Below are 21819 nucleotides of genomic sequence, written 5' to 3' on the forward strand. Positions count from 1 at the left end.
CCTCGATGCTGGCCTTCAGGGCCGTCTGATCGGTGTCGAAGCGTTTCTGTAGCGTGTCGAAAGCGGTCTGCGCTGCCGCTCATTTCCGTGGCATCCGCCAGCGCCGTCTCGGCGCTCAGAAGCTGGGTTTTCAGCCCTCGCCTGGCCTCGGCAAGGTCGGCCCGCGCCTGCCGTTCGGCGCCGATCATCCCGTAAAGCGCGCTTTGCAGGTCCTCCGTGGACCACGCAAGGAACGGCAGCGCTTTGTGGTCCGATCAAGCAGACGCTGTCCAATTGCCCGTCGGCGCCCAGATTGATCGTGCGGATCAACTCTCCGTGCCCTGCCAGCGCGGCGATCCTGTCGTCGAACGCAACCCATTGCTTGCCGGCATCTTCAGAGTGCCAGAGAACGTTGTCGGCGGTCGCCGCATAGAGGATCGCGCCGTCCGCCGTGGCCGCCATTGCGGTGATACCGCCCAGTTCGACGCCAACCGCTTGCAGCTGCCACTCGTGGCCATAAAAACGGTCGGCGCCACCGCGCGACGCGCTTGTGGCCCCGAACATGTGCTCGCCGCCGAAGGCCAAGGCCGTTGTCACCTGACTGGCCGAGGGCTCGCTCACTGTGTTCGTCGGTGGAAACATCTCGTTCCAGCCGCCCCGCCACTTGTCGACGTTCCAGGTCCGCCCCCAATCCGGCTTTGGGTCGCCAAAGAACATCCCGTACGAGCTGTAAAGCGAAAACGGCGCGTCCTTGATGCCGGCGTTCATCCCGATGACAAGTCCGCCGCTAGGCGTCACGGCCAGAATATGCGGGGTGCCGGCGCGGTACCCCGTCGCGGACCCGATGCCGGGTACTGATCTGAAAAGCGATGTCCAGTTCGCGCCCACGTCTTGCGTGACGAAAACGCCTTGTACCCCCTGGAACCGGTCGTCGACCAGGTGCTGGCTGGCCGCCACGAGGGCATTGATCCGCGGAACCGCAAGGATGGCCTTGACACCCCCCTTGAACTTGTCATCGGTGATTTCCGCCCAGGTCCGGCCGGAATCATCCGAGCGGTAAAGCGCCCCCCAGGGCGAGGCAACAAAGAACGAACGCTGGTCAAGCATCGCGACCGAGGCGCTGAACGGTGCCGCCTTGAAACCTTCGGGCGGTGTCCCGTTCCATTCCGCCAGGAGCGACCAGTGCGCCATGGCCGGCGCAGCGTCTGCCCGGCTTTCATCGTATGGGGTCACAGGAGCACCTCTGAATAATCTTCGGTGGTTCGAAGCGATCGCCAATCGGTCTCAGGGAATTCGCATGTTTGCGCGCAAATCAGGGACGATACAACGCACGCGACAGCACCCGAACTTGCAGCGCCATGAGTACTATCGACGCAATTTGCATAGCGCACGGGGAAGACCGGCTGTTCGCGCGACGACGGCGAAAGGGCCTGTTAGGCTAAACGGCAAGACGAGACAGTTGTCGCCCGATTTCGGGTGCGTCGAGGCGAGCGCAGGGGATTCTTCGCGCGGTCCACGTGGTAGCGGCGATGAGGGGACGCCAGGAGACTCCCGCACCGACGCCGCCTCATCGTGTCAGTCAGGTTGGCACAAGCGCGGATGAAGTGTCCAGCCGCGCACCCGCGTAGCCAGGCTTGCCTGATAGGCGGCGAGCGCAACCAGTTGCACGTCGTTGAGTTTGGCAACCACCTTGACCATCCCCGGGTGGGCGTTTCCGCGCCGGCCATCGCGAATGTCGACCAGTTGCCGTAGCAGATAGGCATAGTGCTGGCCGGCGAGAACGGGGTAGAACTTCTCCTTGACGCCGTCACCACTCGGCAGGTGACAGAGGGTGCACTTCTCTGCAAAAAGCGCCTTGCCGTAGGCGATCTGCTTGGCGGCGTCAGGGGCTTCGTACTGCCCCGCACCACGCGGAATGCATAGCGTCTCGATGTACGCCGCGAGATCCGCGATCGCCTGTGCGTCGGCGAGGCTCATGGCAACCGGGTACATCGTCGGGTTTTCGCGCAGCCCGGCGCGAATATCGGCAAGCTGCTTGATCAGGACGGTGGTGTACTGGCCCGCCAAGCGCGGGGTGCTGCCGTCCGGATTCCCGCCGCCGGTCGGCAGATGGCAGGCGGCGCATCGGGCCTCGTAGATTTCCGCGCCCGCCTCGGCATGACCCATCAGCGTCAGCGCCGCCTGCTTCTCGGCGTAGGGCAGGTTCCATGTGGAGCCTCGACCGGTGGCCGCGGCGCCCGCTTGCGGCGGCGGTGCGGCAACTGCGAAGACGGGAATCAGGATCAGAGAGACCGTAACAGCCAGCGCCTTGAACATTGATGTGTCCTCCGTGTCACCAGCATTGCGCTTGCACATGGAAAGCGTGAATCTTTGTACACGATTGTTTGCGGCGTGTAAATCAACTCTCCAGACGTCAGGGAATTGCCCGGTACGCTTTTCGACCTCATGCGTGCAGCGGAACGAATACCGGGAAAGCGCATGCCGGGCGGCGCCGACACCTGCGACCCTTCGCCGCGGTCGCAGCCCCCGCGCGAGAACGCGCGCTGCTTCATTGCGCAGCTGCCCGCGCAGATGGCGCACCATGAATCGGGCAGTGACTCAGCCCGACCACCCTCCTTCCCGTCAGGCGATCTCGCAGGCTTCCTCGAAAGTCAGGCGGGGGCCACGCGGGTGCAGGGCGGCGCGATCGCCGACACCGAGGTTGCAGAGAAAATTCGCCTGGTAACGCCCGTCCGGGAAGAACTCGGCGTTGAGCTTGCCGGCGTCGAAGCCGGACATCGGGCCACAATCGAGTCCCAGGGCGCGGGCGGCAAGGATCAGGTAGGCGCCTTGCAGCGTGCCATTGCGCGCTGCGGTGCTGGCGGCCAGCTCGGCGTTGCCGGCAAACGTCGGCTTGGCGTCGTAGGCCGGGAACATCGTCGGCAGGTGCTCGTAGAAGCGCGTATCGATGGCCACTATGACTGTCACCGGGGCAGCCAGCGTCTTGTCCAGGTTGGCAGGCGACAGCGCCGGTGCCAGCCGTGCCTTGCCCTTGGCACTGGTCACGAACACCAGCCGCGCCGGCTGGCAGTTCATCGACGTCGGGCCCCATTTCATCACGCTGTACAGGTGACGGAGTGTGGCCTCGGGAACCGGCTCCCGGGCGAAGGCGTTGTGGGTCCGCGCCTCGCAGAAAAGTTGGTCGAGCGCTGCACTGCTCAGGCTTGTGGTCATTGCCTCTCCTCCAGGGGTTCGCACCGGCGTCGACCAATCTGCTGCTGATGACCGGTGCAGTATTTCGCCGCTTTCATATTTCTTGTTGCTTTCTTTACAGCTTCTTGTGGCTACCGTCACACAGCGGCTTGTTGGCGCTGCGCTTGCAGCCGCAGAAGAAAAGTTTCGCGGCTGCGTCAGCGGTGTACTCCTGCGGCAGGAACGGGCCCCCTTTGTGGCTGCCGTCGCAGAAAGGCTGCTGCTTGCTGTTGCCGCAGGCGCACCACCAGTAGGTCTTACCCGCTTCGACCTCGACCGGGTAAGGCGCCGCTTGGGCTACGTTTGGATGGTTGTCGCTCATCGCAATCTCCAGGTGGTTCCCACCCGCCGATGTGGCGGACGGGGACGGGGCCCGCTGCCCCATGCTGAAGCCAGTCTACTGCTTCAGCGCTTCGACGGCGATAGTAAGCGTCACCTCGTCGCTGACGTGCGGCGCGTTCTTGCCGGCGTTGAACTCGGAACGCTTGATCTTGGCCACCGCGTTGGCACCGATGGCGTCCTTCTTGAGCATCGGGTGCGGCATCGAGTGGAATGAGGTCACTTTCAGGGTGACCGGCCTGGTGACCCCCTTGACGGTCAGCAGACCTTCCACCGCCACCGGCTTGTCGCCGTCGAACTTGACGGCGGTGGACTTGTAGGTAATGGTCGGATACTTCGCGGTGTCGAAGTAGTCTTCGCCCTGAATATGTTCATCGAACAGCGCATAGCCGGTATCAACCGACTTGGCGTCGATGCTGATGTGCACCGAGCCGGTCCTGGCCGCGCGGTCGACAACGATGGTGCCGGAGGTCTTGTTGAAGCGCTGGATCTGGTTCGAATATCCGAAATGACTGTACTCGAAGCGCGGATAGGTATGTGTCGGGTCGACCACGTAGGTTTCGGGGGCGGCAAAACCCGGGGCCGCGAAGAGAGCGGCGAGGACGAAAGTGAAAACGGCGGCGGCTTGCTTCTTCATGGGCTAACTCCCTGAGGTGGAATGGAATGCGATCGTGCAGAGCCTTGCTTGCGTCGTGCCTGCAAACGGCCTAATTGCCGGAGGCAGTCGGCGAGGCAACGATGTGAAACCTGATCTGGACTTCGTTGGCGACCGTAGTGACGTCGGACCAGACGCCGTCACCGACGCCGAAATCGAGGCGCTTGAGGACGAAAGCGCCGTCGAAGACGCCGTTGCCGTCGTCCTGACGGAAAGTGAAGGGCGCAATGACCTCCTGCGTCTTGCCCTTGATCGTCAGCTTGCCGATGAGTTCGAATCCGTCGCCGCCGAGCGGACGAATCGCCGTCGAAACGAAGCTGGCGGTGGGAAAGCGCTCGACGTTGAACCACGGCTTGCCGACCACCTCGTCATCGGCGTCCGGCGAGCCGGCATCGACACTGGCCAGATCGACTTCGAGCCGGGCAGTCGCCGCCGCTGGCCGGGCCGGATCGAAGGCCAGCGTCGCCGAGAACTTCGTGAAGCGACCATCGACCGCTACGCCCATTTGCCTGGAGACGAAATGCAGCGTGCTCTTGGCGGACTGGAACTCGCTGAACTCGCGCGCACTCGCAGGGCCACTGGCAACGACCAGGGCGGCCAGGACAAGGCGAAGGGGGTTCATGTTTTCTCCATAGGTGCAGCGAACAGGCCGTGAACCTGGCCCTGCCTGCGGGTTGGCGGCGACGCTCAGGCGCGATCGCGAAACGGCAGCATGCGCGAAAGAACGTCGTCGCGGTCGAAGAGATGATGTTTCAGCGCCGCACCGACGTGCGCCACGACCAGCGCAGCCAGAGTGAGGTTGAGGTACTCGTGCACGGTCTGCAACAGTTCGCCGACTTCCTTGTCCCTGGCGAGCAGATCAGGCAGCGGCAGGACACCGAAGTAGACCGTCTGGAAACCCTTGGCGGAACTCATCAGCCAGCCGGAGAGCGGGATGGCGAGCATCAACACGTAGAAGAGGTGGTGCATACCGTGCGACGCTGCCTTCTGCCAGCGTGGCATCGCCGCCGGCAAAGGCGGCGGCCGGTTGCCGAGCCGCCACGCCAGGCGCAATAGCGCCAGGATGAAGGCGGTCACACCTGCCCATTTGTGCCACGAGTAGAGCTTGAGCTTGTCCGGCGACAGGGGCAGATCGTGCATGTAGAGGCCCAGGGTGAACAGGCCGATCAAAAGTACGACCATCAGCCAGTGCAGAGCGATTGCTGGAAGCGAGTACCGGGCGCTGCTTATCATCCACATCCTTCCTTGTGTGTCCTGTGATTCGCTGGTCGTGCCGAGCGGACGAGCCGATTGCCGGAACCTGCCCGGCAAAGTCACTCTCCGACTTTAACACCTGCTTTAGAGTTCCTGCGCCGTAGTGGTCAAGGAAGGTGTCCGCACGGCGGCCACCAGCGCCCTGGCCTGATTCGCCTTGGCCGGCCGCGCCCCGTGCAAGCGCCGGCGCTGGCGCTGAATCAAGGTCGTTGCAGATCGTCCATACCTTATGCGACTATCTGCTCGCGATACGCGGCCGTATGCGCAAGACAAGCTAGAACAATCGACTGGAGGGGATGAAATGATCAATAAGCCGGTATGGGACGAATTGCTGTTGACCAAGGATGGGCTGTTTCCAACTGTCCTGGCCATTGGCGATTCATGGTTCTGGTACCCGAAAAACAATCTTCTCAACCAGCTGCACAAGCGACTGAACCGCAAGAAGCGGCACATCATCCTGGTACGTGGCCACAACGGCGCCGAAGCGGTCGAGTACCAGTCGGGCCCCATTCGTGCGCAGATCGAACGCGACCTCGACCGCAAGACAGGCTATGGCCGGACGATCAAAGCGGTTTTTCTGTCCGGCGGCGGCAACGATTTCGCGGGCCGCGACGATCTGGCGCAGTTGCTCCTCGAGGACTGTTCCGACGCCACCTCGGCCGTCTCCTGCCTGCGGAGCGGCCAGCCGGAGGCCCTTTTCAAAGCGGTCATCGACGCACTGCTCAGCGTTGTCGAGCTGGTCGAGAGGAAAATTCCCGGCACGCCGGTCTTCGTACACAGCTACGACTATCCGCCGGCAAACGGCAAAGGCTTCCTCGGACTTGGGCAGTGGCTGCAGTTTCCCATGGACGGCGCCAAGGTCGACCGCGACCTGCAACAGGAGGTGGTCAAACTGCTGATCGACCAGTTCTGGCTGTGCCTTGAAGCGGCGCAGGCGAAGGCGCCGACGCTGCAACTGGTCGACGGGCGCCATACCCTGAAGGCCGACGACGATTGGGCGAACGAGCTACACCCGACCGTGCGTGGTTTCAACCGCCTGGCGAAATGCTGGCGACCGGCGCTCGAGCGCACGGGGATTGCGTGAACCGTTGGCCCGCCTGCGGCGTGACCAATAGTGACAACGGCGAAGGCGCCTGGTCGAGCACTGACCCGGTGCCGGCCGGCCCTCAGGCAGCCGCCTGCCGGGTAACGCCACCGACGCGCAACGCGGTCAGGATCGACAGCGCCCACAGCGCGGCAATGCCAATCAGCACGGCAGCGAAACGCCCGCCGTCCATCAAGCTGCCGAAGACCAGCGGCGCCAGAGCCAGGCCGCTATCGAGCCCCGAGTAAACAAAGCCGTAGACGCGCCCGTACGCCGCCTGCCCGAAACGCGAAGTCGCCGCCCGGCGCACCAGCAGGTCGCGTGAAGGACCGGCGATTCCCGTGCAGTAGCCAATACCGACCATCATCGGCAGCACGGTCCATTGCGGCAGCGGCAGAATCGCCAGCGCGACAGCGAGCAGTGCCCCGGCGCCGAGCGCAGCGGCGATCAGTCTTTCCTGCTCGGCCTTCAGTGCCAGAAAACCGCCGGTCAGGATGCCGCCGGCGCCGCCGAGCAGATACGCCGAAAGCGCGCTCGCCCCGGCGGCCAGCGACAGACCGTGCAGGTTCTGCAGGATCGGCGTCGCGAAATTCTGGATGCCGCCAAACGCGGTGGTAATCAGCAGGAAGAAAAGGAAGCACATCCACACCGCCGGCGAGCGCAGAAAAGCGAAGGCCGCGACCGCCTGCCCGCCCGCCACGCCGCTGACCAGCGCGCCCGGCGGGTCGGCCAGCGTCCGCCGACGCCAGGCAACCAGCAGCAGCGCCAGCGCGGCGATCCCCGCAGCGGCCAGCGCGGCAACCCGCCAGCCGGCAGACGCCGCAATTCCGGTCATGAACACCGGCGCCAGCGCCCAGCCAAGATTGCCCGCCAGGCCATGCATCGAGAAAGCGTGGCCGAGCCGGTGCGGTGAAACATGGCGGTTGAGCACCGTGAAGTCCGCCGGGTGGAAAACACTGTTACCCAGACCCGCCAGCGCGGCGACCAGCGTCAGCCCGAGGTAGCCGTCGACCACCGACAGCAGCAGCGCCGCCACCAGGAAGCAGGTGATGCCGCCGGCAAGCACCCTGGCCGCGCCAAAGCGATCGACCAGAAAGCCCGCCAGCGCCTGGCCAAGCGCCGAGACGACGAAAAAAATGGTCATCGTCGCGCCGATGCCTGTAAAGCTCAGGCCGAAATCGTGCATCAGCCACGGGAACAGCGGCGGCAACAGCAAATGGAAGAAGTGCGAAACGCCATGCGCAAAACCGACCAGCGAAATCACTTCCAGGTCGTGGCTGCCTGCGGGCTGGGATTCGGCGGCGGGGGTCATGGGGATGCTCCGGGAGGCGTGCGCCGAGTCTAGCTCCTTCTGGCGCCATTGGCGCAAAAAGCCGCCGAATAAGGTCGGGATTGGCGTGGCGCAGGGAAGCCGGAAACCGCCTCGACGGCGGCACGACTGAATCCCCGATCGGACATCACCAGTGGACGTCGGCGGCGTCACGTTCGATACTACGCCCCTACCTGAAGGAGACTCTGTGGCAAGTGTTGTCGTTCATTCGGCATGTTCTGGCGGACATCCCGCCGCAAGCGGTCGGCGTCTGCCACTTGCTGCGACCCGGGCCAGGCAAGCGCGCTTCGCCTCCACGCGCACCGCACGCGCCAGACGAAGGGGGGTTTGATGATTTTTCGGCGCCTGCTCGTCGGCTTGCTCATGCTGCTACTCGCCCCGCTCGCCTACGCGCAGCTTGCCCTGCCCAAGCAGTTCTCAACAACGCCAAAGGCAACGCTTCCCGGTGAATCGGCCAGCACAGCGGCACTGGCTGACCCGCGCGCCCAGGCCGAGGCGCTGCTGGCCGAGGCACGCCGTGCGCAGGAGGCCGAGCGGCTCAAGGACGCGCAAGCGTCCGGCGAAGAACGGCCAACAACGGCCCGCCAGCGCCTGCTCGACCGCCTGGTCCTGCTCTACGGTGAGCGCCTGAAACTGCTCGACGAACTGGAAGCGATGAAGAAGTCCAGCCTCGAAACAGCGAGCCAGAAGGCGCTGCTGGCGGAGTTGGCGGGCCCGCCGCCCTACTCCGCCGTGCGCACCGATGCGCTCCGCGATGAATACGATGCCCTGCGCGAGCAGCTGAAAAGCCTGGCCTCGGCGGCGCGCGCGCTGGAAGCCCAACAGGCTAGCCTGATCGATGCCCGCCAACGCGCCGCCGAGGCTGTCCGGCTGGCCGAAGACCGGCTCGCGCGTGCCGACGGCCGGAACCAGGTCGACAAGGACCGCAACAACCGTGAGCTCGCCGCGTTACGTCGGCAGCAGGCCGAGGCCGAGCTGAGCACCATCGCCCTGGGCCTCGATCTCGTCCATCTGAAACAGCAGAAGCTACAGCCGATCAGCCAGGAAATGCAGCGTCTGCTGGCGCAGGCGCTGCCCAAGCAGCGTCTCGCCAAAGAGGATTTCGAACGACAGCAGGCGCAGTTGCGCGAAATGCTGGCGAAAGTGAGCACGGAAATAGATCGCATGGTCGCCGAAAACGGCAAACGCGCGGCCGAGCACACACGACTCGCAGCACTGCCGCAGGCCAGCGACCCGCGGGGTGCGACGGCGCGGCGTTTGCAACTGATTGACAAGCAGATGGAAACCGATCGCCTGAGCCTGATGACGCTCACCTGGCTGCAGGGAATGATTCAGCTCGCCAGCGACGCGTGGGGACAGCGCTACGTAGCCTTCAGCTCGGATGACGCAGCCACCCGCCAGGCGGTCATTGTGGCTTTGAGCCAGGCCAGCCGCGATCTCGCCAGCCGCGAAGACCTGTTCCGTGAGCTTCAGGAAAGCGCGCGCATCGAGGTCAGGCAACAGGAGCAACGCCTCGATGGCGCGGTCCTCGACGCCGCCAGTGCGGCCCAGGAGTCGGCCATCCTCGACACCCTGAAAAAGCGCGTGCAGGCTTACCAGCGCGTTGAAGTTGCAGGTGCCCGCCTGGACCGGCAATTGAAACGCTGGCTGGACGATTTCGGATTCCGCGCCGAAAGCGGCGGCCTGGACAACTGGAAACTCGGTGCACTGCAGGTCGTGCAGGTGCTCAAGGGGGTGTGGGACTTCGAAATGTTTGCGGTCGAGGATTCGACCCACGTTGACGGCAGGACGGTGACTGTCGCCTACGGGGTGACCGTCGGCAAGAGCATTGGTGCGCTCGCTCTGTTCGTCGTCGGCTACTGGCTGTTCTCGCTTCTCTCGGCGCGCCTGCAGGGACTGATGGTGAGCCGCTTCCGTGTAGACGAGCAGGTGGCCAGCGTCATTCGCCGCTGGGCAATGATCGTGCTGGCCGTCGTGCTGATCATCTTCATCCTCAATCTGGCGCGCATTCCGCTGACCGTCTTCGCGTTTATGGGTGGCGCACTGGCCATTGGCGTCGGTTTCGGCACCCAGACGATCATCAAGAACGTCATCAGCGGCATCATCGTCCTGTTTGAACGCAAAATCCGGGTTGGCGACATCATCGCCCTGGACGGCGTAACCGGCTACGTCACGCAGGTCGACCTGCGGGCATCGACGGTGCGCGGCTTTGACGGCGTCGAAGCGCTGGTGCCCAACTCGAGCTTCCTGGAAAACCAGGTCGTCAACTGGACCTATTCGAATGCCCGTATCCGCCGCGAGATCAGGATCGGCGTTGCCTATGGGTCGCCGGTACATGATGCGGCCGATATCGTCCGCGGTTGCGCCGACGATCACGGACAGGTCCTGAAGGACCCGAAGCCGGAAGTCTTCTTCGAGGACTTCGGCGACAATGCCCTGCTGCTGGTGCTGGTCTACTGGGTCGAGCTGGGGCCGAGCCTGATGGGGCGGCGGGTCGACAGCGACCTGCGCTACGCGATGGAGAAGCGTCTGGGCAGCGCGGGAATCCGCATTCCGTTCCCGCAGCGCGACCTCCACGTCGACGTTTCGCAACCGCTGCCGGTACGCGTCACCCACGAGCCCGACGGGAAACCGACCCCGGCGGACCCCCGCGCCCGCTGAACGACTCACCGACGAAAGGAAAGAACCATGAACCAGAAACTCCTTGACCGCATCGACCGCCCCGGTCAGAAGAAGATCCTCGCCTGTGACGGCGGCGGCATTCTGGGCCTGATCAGCGTCGAGATCCTGGCCAGGCTCGAAGCCGAGCTACGCGCCAAGCTCGACCAGGCCGACCTGGTTCTCGCCGACTACTTCGACTTCGTCTGTGGAACGAGCACCGGGGCGATGGTGGCGGCCTGCATTTCGGCGGGCATGTCCACGGACCGGATCCGCAAGTTCTACGTCGAGAGCGGCCAACAGATGTTTGACAAGGCGTCGCTGTTGAACCGTCTGAAGTACAGCTACAACGACGAGCCGCTGGCCGCGAAGCTGCGCCATGAACTCGACGCAGAGCTCAAGCACCAGCCCACGCCCGGCGAGCCGAATGCCACCCTCGGCGATGCCAATCTGCGCAGCATGCTGATGATGGTCATGCGCAACGCGACCACCGACTCCCCCTGGCCGGTGTCCAACAACCCGCGCGCCAAGTACAACCAGCTTGACCGCAAGGATTGCAACCTGCAGCTGCCGCTCTGGCAACTGCTGCGCGCGAGCACGGCAGCGCCGACTTTCTTTCCGCCCGAGGTAGTCACCTTTGCCCGTGGTACGGACAGGGAATATCAATTCGTCTTCGTCGATGGCGGCGTCACCACCTACAACAACCCGGCGTTCCTGGCTTTCCAGATGGTTACCGCGGCGCCGTATCAGGTTGGCTGGAAAACCGGCAGCGAAGACCTGCTCATCGTCTCGGTCGGAACCGGCAACGCCGCCAACGCCCGCCCGGATCTGAAGGCTGACGACCTGTGGCTGCTCGACAACGCCAGGAACCTGCCCGGTGCACTGATGAATGCCGCTTCGGCAGGCTGGGACATGGCCTGCCGGACGCTGGGCGAATGCCGCTTCGGTCCGAACATCGATCGCGAGTTCGGGGACATGGTGATGGCCCCGGGGGCAAGCGCCAATGCCAGTACCGGCAAGCAGTTCGCCTACCTGCGCTACGACCCCGACGTCAGCCAGGCCGGCATCGATGCGCTCGGCCTGGACGGCATCGAAGCCAGGAAAGTGCAGGTCATGGACTCGGTGAAAAACATCGGCGACATCCAGAAGGTCGGTCAGACCTACGCCGCCAGGAACGTCTCAATCGACCATTTGCGGGGCTTTGCCTGAGTGAGCGAGCACACCGGCTTTGCGGCGCCCGGCAGGCCTCAGGGCCGCAGCCGGGACGGACTATCGAGCAAGGCCAGCAGCGGACCGTCCTGGTTGTAGATATCGAAGCGAAAGAAAACCGACCCCGCTTTATCCCTGGCATCGGCGACCGCCGTGCGGTAAAGCAACATGACCGGTACCGGCCGCCCGACCGGCAGCGTCTGCGTGCGCGCACTGGCAATGGCCGCGGCCAGCGCCTCCTCGTTCCAGCGCTGCGGATCGTCGAGCAGCAGCAGCGCCAGCTCGCGCGGTTTTTCGAGCCGCACGCAACCCGAACTGAGCGCCCGTGCCGGCTTGCCGAAGAGCGACCGCGACGGCGTGTCGTGGAGATAGATCGCGTAGCCGTTGGACAGCGAGAACTTGACCTGGCCGAGCGCTCCGCGTGAACCGGATTGCTGCACGATCTGATACGGGAAACCGCTGCGGCCGGCACTGCTCCAGTCGATCTGCTCGGCGGCGACCGCCTGCCCGCCGCGGTCCACGACGCGCATGTCGTGCTTTTGCAGGTAAGCGGCATTGCGCACCATCCCCGGAATGACGTCTTCGCGCAGGACCGTCGGTGGCACCACCCACTTCGGATTGAGCACCAGATGCTGGACGTGGTCGAGCAACACGGGAGTTTCGCGGGCCGGACGCCCGACCACCACTTTCGACGACCAAACCCGTGCCCCATCGAGCTGGAGTTCGGCGGTGTAGCCGGCGATGTCCACCTGCAAACGATCCCTACTCATGTCACGAGCCACCCAGCGCATCCGTTCCAGGTTGACGCGGATCTGCGCCACGCGCTCGGCCGCACTGACGTTCAGCGCAGCGAGGGTATTGCTCCCCACCGCCCCGTCAGGCGTCAGGCCGTGCCCACTCTGGAAACGCTTCACGGCGTCGGCGAGCGCCTTGTCGTAACGCGTGGCGTCGCTGCGGGCGGTCGCAGCCTTGCCACCCGTGCCCGCGTCGGCAAGCCAACCTTCGGCCTGCAAGCGAGCGCGCAGTGCGCGCACGCGCGCGTCGCTCTCGCCAGGACGAAGAGTCGGACCGGCGGGAACCGTTGGCCAATCGCCCTTTGCCGCCAGGGCGGTGAAACGTGCGAGCGCTTTCTGCAAGCCTTGATAGGCCGCGTCCTGTGGCGCCAGTGCCGCCAACGCCGTCGGCAGCGAGGCGGCGGCGAGCACCTCGGCCAGCGTCTGCGCACGCTCGCGTACGCTGGGTAGCGGGGAGAAATTCCAGGTCGAATAAAGCGTGGCGGGATCGACCTTGCCGTAGCGCAGCTGCCGTACCAGGCGCGCCAGGGCGTCGGTAAACAGCAGTTCCCGGCGCACGCTCGCCTGCGCATCATCGTCGCCGCGGGCAGCCATGTCGCGTAGCGCGGCAACGGAAAAATCGTCCGGCGCCAGGCCATGCGCCCGGCTGGCCTCGACTGCGGCGATCAGTTCGCCTCTAGTCGCGCTGTCAGTCCAGGCCGGCCTATAGCCTCGACCGTAGTAGAAGAGCCGGACCACCGCGGCCTCGCCCGAGCCGCCGGACCAGCCCTCGCCGACTTGCTCATGCAGGGCCTGCTCAATGCGCAGAGGCAGTGGCATGGCCGTCGGCTGCGCAACAGAAACGGGCGCCCGCCGGCTCTCGAATGGCGCCGAATCGTCGCCCGCCGAGGCCCCTGCGGGCGAACTACCGACGCCCAGCAGCGCCGACAAGACCAGACTCCTGACGGCCGTCCCGTCAGCCAACAAGCCATTGTTCAAAAAGCGCATTTCTTTCCATCCCCGAAAGTTCAAACACCTCGAACAGCGCGCCGCGTCGCTGGTCGGCGAACGCCCTCTGTCCTGCCCCGCATTCGCTTGAGCGACGCCGCGAATGCCAAGATCCACGAAATCTACTACACAACCGCCCACTTCGCGTGCTGCCGCCTGAATTTCTCACCGCCCGAACGCCGGGCGGGCTACGAACCCGGACGGGCGTATCTACACCTTGCCTTCGAGACGCAAGGCGGCACGAAGTTCTCCACTTCCGTCGCCTAAATGCAGCCAGGCGCGCGCGATGCGTCAACAGCGGGGCAAGATCGGGTAGGATGCGGCCTTCACGTGTTTTCCCGGACTGAAAAGACCCATGCTCGAGAACTCCATGAACACCCGTCGCAGCACGCCGCACAAGTCCGCAGCACAGCGTCGTCTGCTCCTCAAGGGATTGGCCGCTCTGCCCCTGGCCTTTCCTTTCCGCCCAGCCAGCGCCAGCAGCGACCGGTACGAACTGAAATTCCGCCACACGCAAAGCGACGAAATGCTCGACGTCGTTTTTCGCGATGGCGGCGGCTACGTCGCACCGGCAATCGAACGTATGAACTGGCTTCTGCGCGACCTCCGCTCCGGCGAGATGACGCGCATGGATCCGCAGCTGTTCGACATTCTGCATGCGCTGAAGTCACGCTGCGGCGGCGACACCTTCGAAATCGTCTCCGCCTACCGCTCGCCGGTCACCAATGCCGGCCTGCGCAAGCGCAGCCGCGGCGTGGCCAGGCACAGCCTGCACATGGACGGGCGTGCCATCGACGTGCGCCTGGTCGGCTTCGACACCGCGCGTCTGCGCGACGCGGCAGTCGACCTCGGACTCGGTGGCGTCGGCTACTACCCGAAATCGGATTTCGTCCACGTAGACACCGGCGACGTTCGCATCTGGGGTGCAGTGCCGCGCTGAACGACGCCACGCCTACGCCGGCCCCCATCGACGACGAGCACAGTTGCTACGCGCTTGAATCGATCGGCGAATGCCGGGCAAGACCATGAAAGCGAAGATTCTGCAGTCCGAAGCCGCCTACACCGGATTCTTCCAGCTTCGTCGCCTCACCGTCGAACACGAGCTTTTCGACGGTGGCGACAGTGGACCGCAGCTGCGCGAAATCCTTCATCGCAGCGATGTCGCTGCAGCCCTGCTCTACGACGCTAGGGCCGACGAAGTGGTCCTCGTCGAGCAGTATCGTGCCGGCGCGCACCTGGCGGGAGAAAACCCCTGGCTGATCGACATTGTTGCTGGCCGCATAGAAACCGGGCAGACGCCGCTCGCTACGATCACGCGCGAAATCGCCGAGGAAGCCGGACTGACGCCGACGGCGATCGAACCCATAGGCGTCTATCTCACGGCGCCTCACTTGTCGAGCGAACGCCTGTATCTCTATTGCGCGACGGTGGAAGCCGGCAAGGTTGCCGGATTTCATGGACTGGCGCATGAAGGCGAGGATATCCGCCCGCTCGTGCTCGCTCGGAGCGCGGCACTGGACAGGCTGCAAAGGCAGCCGCTGTCCCTCTGGGCGGCACTCGCGCTCACCTGGCTTGGCAACGCGGTCGGATCAGGGAAGGCTCAGCTGACAGACATCGACCCACTCGCCGCGGGTCACGGCGGCCAACAGGGTGGGACTGATCCGTACGGCCGCGTGGATCGCACCGGCAGCGGGCAGAACCTCGTCGAAATCCCGCAGGGACAGATCAAGAAAGACCGGTAGCGGCTGTGCCAGACCGAAGGGACAGACACCGCCAACCGGATGCCCGGTCAACTCGGCAACCTCGTCCGGCGACGACATCTTCCCCTTGCCGAAGGCTGCCCTGAATTTCCGGTTGTCGATACGGGCGTCACCACGGGCCACGAGAATGATCACCCGGCCGTCAGCCAGGCGAAAGGAAAGGGTCTTGGCAATACGACCCGGCTCGACGCCGTGCGCTTGCGCAGCCAGTGCAACGGTGGCGGTACTGACCGCCGATTCGATGATCGGCAGGTCCAGTTGGCGGGCGGAAAAGAAGTCGCGTACCGACTGCAGACTCATAGCGCATCCTGTTCAGGTGCTGCCCTGAATGGGCCGGCGCGGGATGGCAGCGCCGTCTGGCTCATTCGCCCGCCCCTTCCCGGGGCAGGACGATGCGGCCGCGACGCAGGAGGGCTTCCATCTCGTCCGGCGGCACCGGCCGACTGAACAGGTATCCCTGCAGCTTCGGGCATTGCGCGCGCTGCAGAAAGTCGAGTTGCTCTCTGCTTTCCACGCCTTCGGCAATGACACCCAGATCGAGGCTGCGGGCCATGGCGATAATCGCGGTGGTGATCCCGGCATCGTCGGCATTCTGCGGCAGTCCACGGACGAAACTGTGGTCGATTTTCAGCGTCCCGATCGGAAAGCGCTTGATGTAGGAAAGCGACGAGTAACCGGTACCGAAATCGTCGATCGAGAAGTGCACCCCCATGGCGCGCAGGCGAAACAATCCCTTGATGCGCTTGGCCTCGGGATCCATCAGAATGCTTTCCGTCAGCTCGAGTTCGACGAGGTCGGCCGCGACGCCGGTGGCGGCGATGATCGCCGCCACGGTGTCGAGGAAGTCCGGTGTGCCGAGCTGACGCGCCGAGACGTTGACCGCCACCCGCGGGACCATTACGCCACTCCGCTGCCATTCCCGCACCTGGCTGCAGGCGGCATTGAGCACCCACTCGCCCATCGGGACGATCAGGCCGCTTTCCTCGGCAACCGGGATGAACTGTCCGGGGAATACCAGTCCGCGCTGCGGATGCTGCCAGCGGATCAGTGCCTCGATACCGATCACCGCGCCATCGTTGGCCCGCACCTGCGGCTGGTAGAACAGGCGGAATTCGCCGCGTTCGAGAGCCTTGCGAATGTCGCCTTCGAGAACCAGGCGTGCGGTCGTCCGGGTGGTCAGCGTTCGTTCATACAACTGCCAGTTATTGCGCCCCTGCTCCTTGGCGTAATACATCGCGGTATCCGCGTGCTTGAGCAGCGTCCCGGCATCGTCGCCGTCGTCTGGAAAGAGCGCGATGCCGATGCTCGAGGTGATCGTGATCTCCTGTTCGCCGATCAGGGCAGGCCTTCCAAGGACCGCCTGTATCCGTTGCGCGACCATGCACGCGGTATCGGCGGTGTCGACATCGGGCAGAACGACGGTGAACTCGTCGCCGCCAAGGCGTGCGAAGTGCAGGCCCGATTCATCGAGGGCCGGCCGGGCGATGAAAGCACCTGCGCGCAGTTGTCCCTGCAGGCGGTCAGCGACCGTCTGCAGCAGGGAGTCGCCGGCACTGTGCCCAAGCGTGTCGTTGATGCGCTTGAAACCGTCGAGATCGAGAAACAACAGGGCCATCCCGCGATTCGTCCGGCGGGCACGCAGTAGTTCACGGTCGAGGCGTTCGAGAAAGCTCTGCCGGTTGGGCAAGCCGGTCAGCGTGTCGAAGTAGGCCAGTCGACGGATCTTCTCTTCGTTGTGCTTCTGGAGGGTGATGTCACGGACGACGATTACCGCCTTGTCCGGCCCGTTTGGCGCGATTCTCGCCTCGTAGTGGTGAATGCTTCCCTCGACGGGCAGTTCGATGAACACCGATTGCAGGTCGTCATTCTCCAGCGCCAGCTCGATACCGTGGCGAAGGATGCTCGCCGTCTCGCTTGGCAGAACCGCTGACACCTGCTTGCCGAGCAGTTCGTCACCGGCAACGAAGAAGCGCGTCGCGTAAGGCTGCTTGTAGTCGAGGCAGAGCCCGTGCCGGTCGACGACCAGAATCAAGTCCGGCATGGCCCACATGATCGCCGCCTGGCGGCCTTCGAGTTCGCGCAATTCGCGTTGCTCGTCACGTAGTCGGACGATCAGCGCGGCGAGCCAGAAGGCTGCCTGAAACAGGCTTCCGATCGGAAAAGCAAAGGCCGCCAGACGGCTGACCTCGACGCCGCTACCCATCACCGAAAATGCCTGCACCCCCCCGCCGACGATGGTCGCGCCCAGCCCGACGGTGAATAGGCGCAGCGAGGAGTCGCCACGGACGACGCCCCTGACCAGCAGCACCATGGTCACCGCGGCAAGGACGAAGAGAACGGCTGCCCCGGCACGATAACCGCCGGCGTGCCAAGCCGAAGTGAGGAAGAGCAGCGCACTGAGCAGGACCGAGCCGCCAATCGCTGTACGCATTCGCCCGCGCAGTTGCAGGAACTCGAGCACCGCGAAACCAATTCCGAGGACCACCGCGGCCACCGAGATCGCTTGCAGGAGGGGAAAGTATTGCGGGCCAGGCCAGAAGGGCACGAACGCGGAGCCGATGCCGAAATTCTGCACCAGCCAGACCTGCAGCCCGACGCAGTACGCGGCATAGGCCAATGCCACACGACTTCCGGCGTAAGCGTCGAAGCCGAGAGCGACGACGATCATCATCAACAGAACGCCGCTGTAGGCCCCCAGGCCCACCCACAGTATGGTGTTGTCGCGCACGAAGCTGGTCTCGTCGGCGACCATGATCCAGGGACGAATGGCCTTGTAGTCCTGCACGATCGCCGTGATCGTCGCATTTTCGGACAAGGCAGGCAGGCGAGCATAGGGGAACGGGCTGACGATGTCACGGTGCGCAAACGGCAAGCCCCGACCCGAAATCGACAGCCAGGGGCAACCATTCACGTCGGTGGCAACGACAATGAAGAATTCGGCAATCGGCTCCTGCAGGTAAACGATCGGCGCTCCCGCAGCGACCTGCTTACCGTCGACCATTACCTGGAAAGCGCGGGCTGGCTTGGTCAGTGACAGCTCGGGCAGCTGCCGCTTCTGACAACCCGGGGGCGGCGTTGACACCGAATCGCGCAACGATGCCAGCCAACGGCTGGCATCGTCCGAGCGACCAGGACCTTGCGGGGCATCCCACAAGGGGGTCAGCCCTGCGGAAGCGCTACGGGCCGCCAGCGAGGCCAGCGGAAGCCCGAAGGCAATCAGCGCCAGGAGCAGCAGACAATTAAAGAGTCGCTTGCTCAGCACGCGTTTCATCCCGCAGTTTGCAGGCATCCACTCCTCCTGTCTCCCAAGACGCCAGGAACCGGCGCGTGTCAGGGAGTCGCGATCGCATTATAGGTGGCAATCCTCGCCACTTCGGCCCTGCTCGGGCGGAGCAAGCTGGCGGCATCGTCAATCAGATCCTCGTGCAGTTCGCCAGCGTGGTCAGTGACATAGAGCGGCTCGAAATGACCGCGGTAAGGTTCGGGAATCGTCATCCGGGGCCGGTACAGCGACCCGAGGGGTTCGCAACCGGCAAGGTAGCTGCGGCAGCCGTCCTGACCGGGCCGAAGGCCGTCGCGGCCATTGCTGCCGAAACGTGGGTAGCTCATGCTCCAGGCGTTGCCCAAGCCGCTCACCAGTCCCCAAGTGGACAGAGTAGCGCGATAACGGCGAAAGAAGCACCAGGCATGCATCGCCAAGCGGCGTTTCGACATCAGGCCCGTGTCCATCCGTGCAGCAAAGGCGACCGCCTGGTCGATGGCGTCGCGAGGCTGACAGACCAGCGATCGCCCATCCATGTCGCGCAGTCGGACGTTCGGCAGAAACGCGCCCTCGCGCAGGCGGCTGCCGAAGAGCGGCGTTCCGAGCATCGGGATGGCAAAACTGAGGAAGCTCGGCAGGGTAATGCGCGGGTTGCCGACGATGAATTCGGTTTCAGCCAGCAAATCGTCGATCCTTTGCTCGGTCAGGTCGAATATCAGGCCGTAGTGAAAGATCAGACCGGCCTCCAGACAGGAGCCTATCGTTTCCTCCTGCGGCAGGATCAGATTCTGTTTCTTGTTGAAGGCGGAAACCTGTGCGCGGCTGAACGATTCGATGCCGCTAAAAAAACCGATACAGCCCGATTCGCGGGCCAGCGAGAGGTTGCCGGCATCGGCGAAGAAATCGGCGGTCACCAGCGCCGCCCAGCCGCCGAACTTGCGCTGCTCGAACAACTCCCTGAGGAGGGTCATGCGCGCCTTGAAATAGGCACGCGGTCCGCCAAAAAAGTTCTGGTCGAGGAACATCACACACTGACGGTAGCCAAGCGCCTCGATCTGGCGGCGCACGTCGTCCAGGTCGTAGGCCATGAATTTGCGGTCTTCGGCGGTCATGGAGCAGAAGTTGCAGCGGAAGTTGCAATTGCGGGAGGCTTCCACGTAGCCGATGATGCGACTCCCGGGCAACAGATCATGACGCGGCGTGGGCACCTCGGCAGCGTGGCCGGGGCCAAAGACCGCGTCGACCACGCCGACCATCTGCTCGACATCGCCGCTACAGACGTAATCGAAATAGCGCCGGCCGAGAGTCGGCAGCATCCGCGCCAACGGGCCACCGATGGCCACGACAATACCTGGATTGAGCGCTCTGGCATACGCCGTAACCTGCTTCATGCGGTCGAACGCCGGGTTCAGGCCAGTCAGCACCAGCAGATCTGCCCATTGCAGCGCGCCAAAATCGTCGAAAGGACCGCTGCGAAACTCGCAGGCGAGGCGAAGATCGACGCGGCTGGGCTCGAGCGTGCCGGCCAGTACGGCGGGGGCAATGGATTGCGGCACGATCCACGGGCTCCCCCGCGCGCTGCGGTGGTTGTCGGAATAGCAGTTGAGGATCAGAATTCGTGGATTGCGCATGCCGGGCTCGGTCCGCCGTCATCAAGCGGACAGCGCGGTCCAGGCAGATTTGGCATCGCTGTACCAGCGATGGCCGACTTCACACAGGCGATCCGTGTTTGGCAGGCCGGGCGAGTCCGACGACGGCTCGGCCCAGATGCCGCAACCCCGGACAGGCTGATTGTGCCAGTCATCGCGCAACCACCCGTCACACAGCCGCTTGATCAAGTCCACGTCCTCCTGCCGACGCGCGGAGATATCCATATCGGCAATGCGGCGAAAATCGTCTACGCTCCAGCCCGCCGGGGCACTCCACAGCCCCGTCGTCCGATCGATGATCGGCTGAATCACCGGATTCATGCGCACTATCGCCGTGTCGGTGTAGGGACAACACGACACGTCAGCCGGCAAGCCGCCGTCAAGCATGAGGTGGGCAATGAAGGTGTGGGCATCCGGAGGATCGGCGATGATCGTCTTGCCGACCTTGACCAGTTCCGGGAGAAAGCCGGTGCTGGCGCGCGGCCGGCACAAGGCATCCGGGATTCCTTCGCTGCCGCATTCGGGCAGAAAAACCGTGCTCGTGCCCAGCGACAGAACGCCGATGTCGTGACGCGGCACGCCCATGGCGATGGCTTCGACAACGCCTGCCAGCACCGGATTATTGTAGCCGGTCATGGCGCCGTCCCAGAAACGACTACCGTCAAATTCGGCGGGCTTGTCGAACCAGTTGATCGGTGCAGTACTCGACGCATGCGCCGCCTGGGCCAGCGTCGCGCGCTGCTGCCGATGCGGGAAACTGGCCGCAGGGCTCGTCACATCGCTACGCATCATGCGCGCCCGGTCGCGGTCGAAGTCGTAGGTCACAAAAAGAAAAGACGTTGGCCTGCCCGGTTCCTCGCGCTGTTTGCGCAGGGCAGCGATACTGTCGTTGAGAACGCCGTGCAGGTTGTGCAGTGATGTGGTACCCATTTGGGGAAGTATGCGGTGCAAGAAGGCAAGCTTTCCGTCGGTAGAAAAACGATGACCAACCGCGCTCGTTGGTGAAAAAACGCCGGTAAGCAACTGCAAGAGACTCCGATACCAGGGCAATCGCCCAAAAAGCGCGTGGCGATTTGCGGGGTTGTCGAACAGGGCAAAGATTTCGCGCGGCGAATAACCCTCGATCAGTGCCGCAGCGACGATCGACCCACCCGAGCAGGCCGACACCAGGTCAAAATGACTGAGAACCTGATGTCCATTCTCACCCGGAAAAAGGTCGTCAAGCGCCCTCGCCTGAATCAAGGCGAACGTACCGCCACCGTCCAGTGAAAGTATGCGGAAGGGCTTGGTGCCGGACTTGGCTTCCATCGGCGAGGCTTCCAAGAAATGCCGAGCTTCGTTTTTATTGCCGTTTCAAGCAGGTGATATTATGCGGCAAATTGCCCCGCGTGAGCGACTTCACTGCAGGACATCGCCATTCCCTGCCGCCTCCAGCGACCTTCCCGAGCCAGCAAGTGAGGCTTCGGGAGCGACCATTCCCGGCGCGCAGAGCCCGCGAGCCGCTGCCGCGATGAACATCGCTACTTCGCCCGCGCCACGCCATTCGCGACGCCGCTGCACCTTGGTGAAAACGATCCTGCCGGGCCGGCACGCTGCCCACTCGATGCTGGCGCTTATCCACGCTGCTA

General features: G+C 64.1%; 17 protein-coding genes and 1 pseudogene. 5 read left to right on the top strand and 13 right to left on the bottom strand.

Annotated features, from left to right (window positions below; genetic code table 11):
- Window positions 1-15 precede the first annotated feature (15 nt).
- From QZ613_RS02325 to QZ613_RS02355, 7 genes are all read right to left on the bottom strand, one after another.
- Entirely contained in the window at window positions 16-1212 is a 1197-nt protein-coding gene (locus QZ613_RS02325; protein WP_291981403.1) for a sialidase family protein, read from the bottom strand.
- 342 nt (window positions 1213-1554) lie between these two features.
- Window positions 1555-2295 (bottom strand): c-type cytochrome, encoded by a 741-nt coding sequence (locus QZ613_RS02330; protein WP_043569095.1) that lies wholly within the window; start codon window positions 2293-2295, stop codon window positions 1555-1557.
- Window positions 2296-2601: 306 nt separating this feature from the next.
- A complete protein-coding gene (locus QZ613_RS02335; RefSeq protein WP_043569094.1) occupies window positions 2602-3192 on the bottom strand; it encodes a malonic semialdehyde reductase in 591 nt (196 codons plus the stop codon).
- 94 nt (window positions 3193-3286) lie between these two features.
- Window positions 3287-3532, bottom strand: coding sequence for a CDGSH iron-sulfur domain-containing protein (locus QZ613_RS02340; protein WP_043569093.1), 246 nt, complete (start codon window positions 3530-3532; stop codon window positions 3287-3289).
- A gap of 75 nt (window positions 3533-3607) precedes the next feature.
- Window positions 3608-4186, bottom strand: a complete 579-nt coding sequence (locus QZ613_RS02345; protein ID WP_043569092.1) for a YceI family protein — start codon at window positions 4184-4186, stop codon at window positions 3608-3610.
- A 70-nt stretch (window positions 4187-4256) separates the two neighbouring features.
- A complete protein-coding gene (locus tag QZ613_RS02350) occupies window positions 4257-4826 on the bottom strand; it encodes a YceI family protein (RefSeq protein ID WP_043569091.1) in 570 nt (189 codons plus the stop codon).
- 65 nt (window positions 4827-4891) lie between these two features.
- The gene (locus QZ613_RS02355; protein ID WP_043569090.1) at window positions 4892-5437 is read right to left on the bottom strand and encodes a cytochrome b; all 546 of its coding nucleotides are present in this window, start codon (window positions 5435-5437) and stop codon (window positions 4892-4894) included.
- A 322-nt stretch (window positions 5438-5759) separates the two neighbouring features.
- Here QZ613_RS02355 and QZ613_RS02360 point away from each other — a divergent pair, with 322 nt between their 5' ends.
- Complete coding sequence (locus tag QZ613_RS02360; protein WP_291865683.1) at window positions 5760-6542, top strand: SGNH/GDSL hydrolase family protein; 783 nt, start codon at window positions 5760-5762, stop codon at window positions 6540-6542.
- Window positions 6543-6624: 82 nt separating this feature from the next.
- Here the strand turns inward: QZ613_RS02360 and QZ613_RS02365 are convergent, their stop codons facing one another.
- Window positions 6625-7854, bottom strand: coding sequence for an MFS transporter (locus QZ613_RS02365; RefSeq protein ID WP_291865680.1), 1230 nt, complete (start codon window positions 7852-7854; stop codon window positions 6625-6627).
- Between the two features lie 348 nt (window positions 7855-8202).
- On the opposite strand from QZ613_RS02365, the gene QZ613_RS02370 reads away from it, so the two are divergent.
- Together QZ613_RS02370 and QZ613_RS02375 are read left to right on the top strand one after the other, a co-directional pair.
- Window positions 8203-10533, top strand: coding sequence for a mechanosensitive ion channel domain-containing protein (locus tag QZ613_RS02370; protein WP_291981405.1), 2331 nt, complete (start codon window positions 8203-8205; stop codon window positions 10531-10533).
- Window positions 10534-10560: 27 nt separating this feature from the next.
- The gene (locus QZ613_RS02375; RefSeq protein ID WP_043569085.1) at window positions 10561-11739 is read left to right on the top strand and encodes a patatin-like phospholipase family protein; all 1179 of its coding nucleotides are present in this window, start codon (window positions 10561-10563) and stop codon (window positions 11737-11739) included.
- Between the two features lie 38 nt (window positions 11740-11777).
- On the opposite strand, the gene QZ613_RS02380 is transcribed toward QZ613_RS02375, so the two are convergent.
- Complete coding sequence (locus QZ613_RS02380) at window positions 11778-13520, bottom strand: L,D-transpeptidase family protein (protein WP_291901324.1); 1743 nt, start codon at window positions 13518-13520, stop codon at window positions 11778-11780.
- A 370-nt stretch (window positions 13521-13890) separates the two neighbouring features.
- Between QZ613_RS02380 and QZ613_RS02385 the strand changes: the two genes are divergently transcribed.
- Window positions 13891-14460 (top strand): DUF882 domain-containing protein, encoded by a 570-nt coding sequence (locus QZ613_RS02385; RefSeq protein ID WP_043569111.1) that lies wholly within the window; start codon window positions 13891-13893, stop codon window positions 14458-14460.
- 85 nt (window positions 14461-14545) lie between these two features.
- Window positions 14546-14986, top strand: a pseudogene (locus QZ613_RS21060) (NUDIX domain-containing protein); the annotation flags it as partial.
- Window positions 14987-15109: 123 nt separating this feature from the next.
- On the opposite strand, the gene QZ613_RS02395 reads toward QZ613_RS21060, so the two are convergent.
- The 4 genes from QZ613_RS02395 to QZ613_RS02410 all read right to left on the bottom strand — a co-directional run bounded on the left by QZ613_RS02395 (window position 15110) and on the right by QZ613_RS02410 (window position 21499).
- Complete coding sequence (locus QZ613_RS02395) at window positions 15110-15580, bottom strand: YbaK/EbsC family protein (RefSeq protein ID WP_291865667.1); 471 nt, start codon at window positions 15578-15580, stop codon at window positions 15110-15112.
- Window positions 15581-15641: 61 nt separating this feature from the next.
- Complete coding sequence (locus QZ613_RS02400; protein ID WP_291901331.1) at window positions 15642-18569, bottom strand: EAL domain-containing protein; 2928 nt, start codon at window positions 18567-18569, stop codon at window positions 15642-15644.
- A 41-nt stretch (window positions 18570-18610) separates the two neighbouring features.
- Window positions 18611-20173 (bottom strand): radical SAM protein, encoded by a 1563-nt coding sequence (locus QZ613_RS02405; protein ID WP_291901333.1) that lies wholly within the window; start codon window positions 20171-20173, stop codon window positions 18611-18613.
- A gap of 21 nt (window positions 20174-20194) precedes the next feature.
- Window positions 20195-21499 (bottom strand): patatin-like phospholipase family protein, encoded by a 1305-nt coding sequence (locus tag QZ613_RS02410; protein ID WP_043569081.1) that lies wholly within the window; start codon window positions 21497-21499, stop codon window positions 20195-20197.
- Window positions 21500-21819: the final 320 nt, after the last annotated feature.

This window comes from Candidatus Accumulibacter sp. ACC005, assembly GCF_907163215.1.
Lineage (GTDB): Bacteria > Pseudomonadota > Gammaproteobacteria > Burkholderiales > Rhodocyclaceae > Accumulibacter > Accumulibacter regalis.

Bases quoted from the DNA above. Each gene is read 5' to 3' on its own strand.
- QZ613_RS02330 (WP_043569095.1), bottom strand. From the start codon at position 2,295: ATGTTCAAGGCGCTGGCTGTTACGGTCTCTCTGATCCTGATTCCCGTC.
- QZ613_RS02335 (WP_043569094.1), bottom strand. From the start codon at position 3,192: ATGACCACAAGCCTGAGCAGTGCAGCGCTCGACCAACTTTTCTGCGAG.
- QZ613_RS02340 (WP_043569093.1), bottom strand. From the start codon at position 3,532: ATGAGCGACAACCATCCAAACGTAGCCCAAGCGGCGCCTTACCCGGTC.
- QZ613_RS02345 (WP_043569092.1), bottom strand. From the start codon at position 4,186: ATGAAGAAGCAAGCCGCCGCCGTTTTCACTTTCGTCCTCGCCGCTCTC.
- QZ613_RS02350 (WP_043569091.1), bottom strand. From the start codon at position 4,826: ATGAACCCCCTTCGCCTTGTCCTGGCCGCCCTGGTCGTTGCCAGTGGC.
- QZ613_RS02355 (WP_043569090.1), bottom strand. From the start codon at position 5,437: ATGATAAGCAGCGCCCGGTACTCGCTTCCAGCAATCGCTCTGCACTGG.
- QZ613_RS02360 (WP_291865683.1), top strand. From the start codon at position 5,760: ATGATCAATAAGCCGGTATGGGACGAATTGCTGTTGACCAAGGATGGG.
- QZ613_RS02365 (WP_291865680.1), bottom strand. From the start codon at position 7,854: ATGACCCCCGCCGCCGAATCCCAGCCCGCAGGCAGCCACGACCTGGAA.
- QZ613_RS02370 (WP_291981405.1), top strand. From the start codon at position 8,203: ATGATTTTTCGGCGCCTGCTCGTCGGCTTGCTCATGCTGCTACTCGCC.
- QZ613_RS02375 (WP_043569085.1), top strand. From the start codon at position 10,561: ATGAACCAGAAACTCCTTGACCGCATCGACCGCCCCGGTCAGAAGAAG.
- QZ613_RS02380 (WP_291901324.1), bottom strand. From the start codon at position 13,520: ATGCGCTTTTTGAACAATGGCTTGTTGGCTGACGGGACGGCCGTCAGG.
- QZ613_RS02385 (WP_043569111.1), top strand. From the start codon at position 13,891: ATGAACACCCGTCGCAGCACGCCGCACAAGTCCGCAGCACAGCGTCGT.
- QZ613_RS02395 (WP_291865667.1), bottom strand. From the start codon at position 15,580: ATGAGTCTGCAGTCGGTACGCGACTTCTTTTCCGCCCGCCAACTGGAC.
- QZ613_RS02400 (WP_291901331.1), bottom strand. From the start codon at position 18,569: ATGCCTGCAAACTGCGGGATGAAACGCGTGCTGAGCAAGCGACTCTTT.
- QZ613_RS02405 (WP_291901333.1), bottom strand. From the start codon at position 20,173: ATGCGCAATCCACGAATTCTGATCCTCAACTGCTATTCCGACAACCAC.
- QZ613_RS02410 (WP_043569081.1), bottom strand. From the start codon at position 21,499: ATGGAAGCCAAGTCCGGCACCAAGCCCTTCCGCATACTTTCACTGGAC.